This window comes from Archangium sp. (assembly GCF_036389735.1).
Lineage (GTDB): Bacteria > Myxococcota > Myxococcia > Myxococcales > Myxococcaceae > Archangium.
Genome location: NZ_DASVWK010000826.1, coordinates 25,203 through 31,656, shown reverse-complemented (window position 1 = coordinate 31,656; position 6,454 = coordinate 25,203). Strand labels below are relative to the sequence as shown.

7 protein-coding genes are annotated in these 6,454 nt (G+C 71.1%); all 7 read right to left on the bottom strand.

Annotated features, from left to right (window positions below; genetic code table 11):
- Nucleotides 1-606, bottom strand: a 606-nt coding sequence (locus tag VF794_RS29625) for a motility protein A (protein WP_331116198.1), incomplete at its 3' end; no start/stop codon positions are given.
- A gap of 3 nt (nt 607-609) precedes the next feature.
- Nucleotides 610-1,308, bottom strand: a complete 699-nt coding sequence (locus VF794_RS29620; RefSeq protein ID WP_331116196.1) for a tetratricopeptide repeat protein — start codon at nt 1,306-1,308, stop codon at nt 610-612.
- Nucleotides 1,302-2,459 carry a hypothetical protein gene (locus tag VF794_RS29615; RefSeq protein WP_331116194.1) on the bottom strand — a complete coding sequence of 386 codons (1,158 nt, stop codon included), beginning with the start codon at nt 2,457-2,459 and terminating at the stop codon, nt 1,302-1,304. Before VF794_RS29615 ends, VF794_RS29620 begins: the two co-directional genes overlap by 7 nt.
- Complete coding sequence (locus VF794_RS29610; RefSeq protein WP_331116193.1) at nt 2,449-4,161, bottom strand: hypothetical protein; 1,713 nt, start codon at nt 4,159-4,161, stop codon at nt 2,449-2,451. The genes VF794_RS29615 and VF794_RS29610 overlap by 11 nt, the downstream gene beginning before the upstream one ends.
- Entirely contained in the window at nt 4,161-4,790 is a 630-nt protein-coding gene (locus VF794_RS29605; protein WP_331116191.1) for a hypothetical protein, read from the bottom strand. Before VF794_RS29605 ends, VF794_RS29610 begins: the two co-directional genes overlap by 1 nt.
- A 2-nt stretch (nt 4,791-4,792) precedes the next feature.
- Complete coding sequence (locus VF794_RS29600) at nt 4,793-5,722, bottom strand: hypothetical protein (RefSeq protein ID WP_331116189.1); 930 nt, start codon at nt 5,720-5,722, stop codon at nt 4,793-4,795.
- A gap of 240 nt (nt 5,723-5,962) precedes the next feature.
- Nucleotides 5,963-6,406 carry a hypothetical protein gene (locus VF794_RS29595; protein ID WP_331116187.1) on the bottom strand — a complete coding sequence of 148 codons (444 nt, stop codon included), beginning with the start codon at nt 6,404-6,406 and terminating at the stop codon, nt 5,963-5,965.
- Nucleotides 6,407-6,454 lie beyond the last annotated feature (48 nt).

Here is a 6,454-nt window from a genome sequence, read left to right as displayed (position 1 = left end):
CGGCTGGTAGACGGCATTGGCCAGGATGAGGCCGTACAGGGTGCACAACAGCGCGAGCGCCATGGACGGGCCGAGCTGATCGAAGCGCGACAGGTCCTTGAGCAGCGCGATGAGCCCGAGCACCGTGCCCACGAGGCCCGTGGCCGGCGCCACGCGGGACAGCGTGCCCATCACGTCCTCGCTGCGCTTCATGGCGCTCACCATGCAGTACATGGAGGTGCTGGCGGTGCTCTCGATGTCCGCGGGGGCGTACTGGCGGACCACCAGCGGCCCGAGCTGCCGCAGCACGTCGTGCCGGGCGCCGCTGGCGATCTCCAGCGCGCGCGCCGGCCGGCGCTGACGCACCTCGGTGGCGAACTGGGTGAGCGACTCGTAGAGCTGGGCGCGCGAGCGGCTCGCCGAGAAGCGCATGGCGCGCACCAGCGCCCGCCCCGCCCCCGCCAGCTCGCTGAACTTGTACGAGGCCACCGTCATGAACAGCGGCGCGAACCCCAGCAGGATGAGCGAGGGGATGTGGACCACCCCGTTGAAGCCGCTCGCGTGCCCCTGGGTGAGGGTGTAGGCCAGGGTCAGCCCGAGCCCCACGAGCCCGATGATGAAGTGCATGGACTATTCCTCTCCTGATGCGATGGCGCGGAGGGCCTCGGCCACCCCGAGATCATCCGGATTGATGGACAGCGCCTTCTCCCACGCCTGCCGGGCCAGCTTGGGCTGACCCAGCTTGAGGTAGAGCGAACCCTTCATGGCCAGGAGCCGCGCGTCGTTGGGGTACTCCGTCTCCAGGTTGACCAGCTCGATGAGGCCCAGCTCGTAGCGGCGCGAGGAGTACATCTCCTTTACCCGCGCCACCCCACCGAGGTAGCTGCGCGTGCGCGCCGCCTTGTGGGCGTCGAGCACCCGCCCCGCGCCCGCGGGCTTCTGCTCGCCCACGGCCGGCTTCGCCTCCTCCGGCTTGCCCTCGGCGGACTTCGCGGCCTTCACGTCCTGCAGGGCCTCCGAGAGCATCTCCTCGTCCGCGGGGGTGAGCATCTCCACCGGGCCGCCCCCGGCGAGCGGCAGGCGGACCTCGTACCCCCCCGCGCCCTCGGGCAGCTCCACCTCCCACACCCGGCCACTCTCGGCCATGCGCAGGATGTACTTCGTGGGCGGAGTGATCGGCGGCGGCTTCTCCTTGCGCGTCGCGTCCTTGCTCGGAGGCGCCGTGCGCCGCATCTCGTCCGGCACCACCAACACCTTGCTGCGCGTGTCCGTCTGGCAGGCGGGCAATACCGCCAGCGCCAGCAGTCCCCAGAACCTGGAGCTCACCATGTGAATGCCACTCCCGCCTGCGGGCTCAGCCCGCCGACCGTGTAACTGCTCTCCGCGCTGCTCTTGAAGGGCACCAGGTACCCGAGGCTCCCCTGGAGCGTGACGCGGTGGGCCAGCACGCACTCCAGTTGGGCGTTGAGCATGGGCGAGTTGCCCTGGACGCCCGTGAGGAGGAAGCCCACCGAGCCACCGCCGAAGCAGTTGATGCTGTAGACGTTCTCCGGGTTGAGCCGGGAGAGCAGCGTGCCGGAGATGACCGCACCGACCATGCGCGTGGGGTTGAGGATACCGGCCAGCGTCACGCCGGCCCGCCAGGTCCGGTCCTCCCCGAAGGCCTCGGTGAAGCGGTAGGCGGTGTAGGCGGCCCAGATGGCGCCGTCCGGGTGGCCCACGGTGGGGATGACCGTCGCCCCCAGGTGGAGCGCATGGTTGAAGTGAGGCCGCGCGTTGATGCGATCCTCCAGATCCTTCAGCCGCACCTCGCGGCTCTGCATCTTGTCCGCAGAGCGGTACAGCATCGCCGTATGCGGGTGCACCCGGTAGCCCTCGGCGAAGAAGATGGAGGAGTCCTCGGCGCGCACGAACTCCACGTCGAAGGCCATCGCGTTGGGCGAGGTGTGCAGGGTGAGGCTCGCCTTGAGCACCACCTGGGCGTTGTACTTCTTCGCCAACGCCTGAAGATCCTCACGGCGGGAGATGCCGCGGCGCACCACCCAGGCGCCGTTGTCCACCTCGGCGTGGGTGGCATAGCACTCGAAGCAGCGCACCACCCGCACGTTCACCGCGCGGTAGATGGCGGACACCATCCGCGCCTCGAGGATGCTGGCGAACTCGGGATTCATGTTCTCCGAGACCTGCACCCGCTCCAGCAGGATGGGCGATACCCGGTTGGCCCCCAGGCGCGCCACGTCCGCGGCGAACTCGTCGAGGATCTCATCCAGCGCATCGTTGGCATCCACCTGATCGCCCGGCCGGACGAGCCGGCCCTCGCGCGTCTCCAGGCGGACGGGCGGCTTGGGCTTGGCGTAGATGCTGGCACCCGCCGGAATCTCGTTGTCCGGTGGGGCAGTGCCCGAGGTGGTGGGCGACTGGGCGCCCACGTCGAGCGCCCACAGGAGCCCGAGGAGGAGGAAGACGGCTTCACGGCGCATGCGGAACCTCCGCCCCCGGCGATGCGGGGACAGTGGCGGGAGTGGGGGGCTCGCGCGGGAACCAGTCGCGCGGCGAGCCATCGGGAAGAGGAAGGGCGAGCAGCGAGTACGGCTCCGGCCAGCTCACGGAGAAGGAAGGCGGCGGCAGCAGGCTCGGGGGAGCCCCCACCTCCACCTGGCCCACCGCCACGAAGGCTTCCTGGCGCTTGCCCTTGGCCACGGGCAGCGGCGGACGATCCTCCAGCGCCGCGAGGAGCGCGGGGAAGGTCTTCTCGTGGCGCGAATGGACGCCCTGTCTCATGGTCTCCAGCTGCGTGGCCAGCAGCGGGCGCCAGTGCGGCTCCGTGAGGTCGGCGCTCGAAATCACCAGGGCCTGCGCGAGCGAGAGGACGATGCGGTCGACCTCCTCCAGGTCTCGCACCGGGACGCGCTCCTGGCGGCGCAGGGTGAGCAACCGCTCGGTGGAGCGGGTGAGCCCGGCCGAGTCCCCGGAGGCCAGCGCCACCTGGGCGCGCAGCGCGAAGCCGCGGGCCCGGGACGGCGCTCCCCGCTCCTGCAGGAGGCGCTCGGAGACTTCCAGGGCCAGCCGCACGTTGCCCACGCCCAGCGCGAGGTTGCCCAGGCTGGCCAGCCGCCGTTGCAGCCCCGCCGCGGGCCCGAGGTCGCGCAGCAGCGCCAGCGCCTGGGCGTCCAGGCCACCACGCGCCAGCGAATCCAGGGCCACGCCGCGCAGCGCCTCCACCATCGGCTCCTGGGAGCCGGCGAGGGCGGGGAAGATGGGGGCGATCAGCCGGGTGAGGGCCTCGTGCTCCCCGAGCGACTGGTGCGCCAGCGCCCGCCGGTAGAGGACATCGCCGCGCAGCACGGCCTCGGCGGAGGGCGTGGAGGCGCCGGGCCACTCCGTATACGGCTCGGTGAGCGCGAGCAGCTCCCGCCAACGGCCCGTGGTGGAGAGCTGCGCCGCGGCCTGCACGATGATGGGCAGGCGCATCGGGGCGAGCGCGGGCTCGCTGGCGAGGGCCACGTACTCCTCCCGGGGCTCGAGCTCGAGCGCCACCCGCAGGAGCCGGGCGAGGGGCCGCAGCTCGTCCCCGAGCGCGGGGGGGCTCAGCCCGGCCGCCACCTCCTTCGCCACGCCGACCTGTCCCCGCGCCAGCAGCCGGGACGCCCGGTGGTAGAGGAGCCGTCCGGTCACCTCCGGCCCCAGCGACTCCTTCACCTCCTGGAGCAGCTCGGAGGTGAGCTGGCCCAGCTCGTCGGCGGAGGCGATGGGCTTGCCACACGAGGAGGGACGAAGCTTGACCTCCAGCACCTCGGGGGCCCAGCGCTCCTCCTCCACCGGCCAGCGCAGCACCTGGCCCTGGGAGAGCACCGAGGCACGTCGGAAGAAGTCGGGCGCGAGGACATCGCGCCACAGCGTGGCCGAGGTGGCGGCGGACGCACCGAGCCGGCCCCGGCGAGCCGCCTCCAGGCGAAGCAGGGCGCGGGGCGCGTGGGGGCGGGCCTCGGCCTCCAGCTTGGGGAGGGGCTCGCAGTTGAGGAAGAGGACCACGTCGCCGAAGAGCCGCTGCTGCTCCGCGTCGGCCGGGTCCACGGGGGGCTCGGCCAGCTTCGCCACCAGCCCGTGCAGGTCGCGAGCCCAGAGCGGCTCGGCGTACGGGTTGGGGGTGGCGGCGAGCACCGCCGCCAGCAGCGGAGCCATCACAGCACCGCTCCGAGGGTGAAGGTGGGCAGCAGCCCGAGCGAGAACGAGCCCCGGGTGCGCTGCTCGATGGACATGACGAGCGGCACGTCGAGCTGCGCGTGGACGCGGGGGGTGAAACGGAGGATCAACCCGGGCCCGAGCAGCAACGAGGGGCTCACGCCGCGATCCGTGAAGGTGAGGCCGAGGTGCCCGGTGGCCTGGATGTCGAAGTGCACCACCTTGTTGTCCGTGGAGCCGACGAGCAGCTTTCCGTAGCCGAGACTCTGGCGCCAGCCGGGCGCGAGCATCGCGACGGGGCGGTGCGCATCGGGGACCAGCCCGGTGCGCTCGAACACCTCGGTGCCGGCGGGGCCGAGCCATGAGATGAACAGGGCCGCCTTGAGCTCCACCCCACCGTCCTCGAAGGGGTACCAGCTCCCCGACGCGTGGAGGCCCGGGCTGGTGTAGTAGTCCCCGCGCGACAGGTAGCCCAGGCCACCGGTGATGAACGCATGCCCCTTCTTGAGCAGCAGGCGCCGCTCCACGCGCACGGGCTCGCCCTCGGCCCCGGGAATCGAGGCGGGCGCGGGCGTGGCGGCTGGAGGGGCGGCGGCCAGCAGGGTTCCCAGGAGTCCGGCGAGCATCATGGCTAGCCCTTCAGCAGACAGCGGGGAGTGGGGGTCCAGGGAACGAGGTCGCCATCCGGGGGCGCGTTGTAGAGCCGCTCGCAATGGGCGCGGCACACCTCGAGCTCGAAGCGGACCGTCACCGGCTTGAGCGTGGAACTGGTGCGAGGAACGGGGCCCTGCTGCGGAGGCACCTTCATCTGGAAGCGCGGTGGGCTGGCCTTGTCCACCCGGACGGTCTTGGCCCCGTAGGTGAAGTTCACCCCGCTCAAGCCGTTGACGGTCGTGCAGCCCTTGAACTCACGCACCCAGGCGAGCTCCTGCGGGGTGAAGAGCGGGAAGCCGTCCGCCGGGGGCACCTCGAGCAGCGTGAATGGAAACTGCGTCCGCGCCGCCTCCTCGAGCCGGGTCGTCAAGGCCGGATCGGCGCTGTAGGTCCACTGGGCGCTATGGTCGACCGTGATGCCCTGGAGGGCGTCGAGGGTGGCCAGCGCCCACAGCAGCGGCGCACCCGAACGGAAGCGAAGCGAGGAGAAGTCGGACTGGAGGCCCGAGGAGGGCGGCAGCTCCACGTTGTTGAAGTAGAGGAGCAGCGCCTTCACGCGCCCGACCCCGAAGCGCGCCTCGGCCTCGCGAAACTGCTGCTCGTACGTGGTGAGGTTCAACCGGCGCGTGTTCGTCTGGATGCAGCCGGGCGAGAGGTCCTGCACGGTCAGTTCCTGCCCCACCCGCCCCGCCGGCAGCAGCGTGGCGCGGAACGTCTGCGTCAGCCGGGCCTTGACGCGGGTGCACTCGGTGGCATCCGGGAGATGGAGGTCGAAGACGAGCCCGTAGACCAGCGGCGCATCCACCACCTTCACCACCTGTTCACGGGACAGGAGGCTGATCTCGGGTGGGTGGGGATCCACGAACTGGGCTTCGCAGCCCGCCAGCGCGAGCAGCAATGCGAGCACGACTCGGCCAGGGGCGTCCCCACGAGGTGCGCCACCGGGCCCCAGCCCGCCGCGTCCGTGGATTCGTCCCCCCCGCTCCGTCCGCATCACGCGAGCTGTGGTTTTTCCCTGGCCCTGCATACCTGTACCCGAGTCCTTAAACAGTAGGAGCCCCCATCATGTAAAGAGGGGCTGGCTTGTCTAGAATGTCCCCCTCCCGCGAGCCACACTCCCAGTGGCTGTTGCTCGCCGCGCGCCCGGCTACTCGCCTACCCGGGTGAGCGTGGCGGACTGGAAGAAGGAGCCCGGGTGCAACTGCCCCCGGGCCGCGGCCGTCGCGGTGCCGGACATGTGGAGCCGGGCGCTCGTGCCGGAGAACGAGAGCGTTCCGCGCGTGAGGGTCAGGGTGACGGTGGCCCCGTTGTCGCTCCGGGTGCAGGTCGAACCGGGTTCGAGGCTCGCCACCTCCCCCTCGACATTCGCGAGCAGGAGGCACGTTCCCGCCGGGTCGGTGAGGACGAGGTCCGTCGTCGTTCCCTCGAAGACGCGGAAGGTGTCCAGGAGCTGGGCGGAGTAGTTGCCGAAGTCCTGGATGCTGAAGTGGGCGGTGCCCGTCACGTCATAGAGGCCGTGGAACTGTTGGCCCGTGGGGCCGCAGCCGCAGAGGCCCGTCGCGAGCAACGCGGGCAGGACAAGGTTCTTCATGAGGATTCCTCGTGGGGTTTCCCCGCGCCCTGTGCAGGAGCCCTGCCA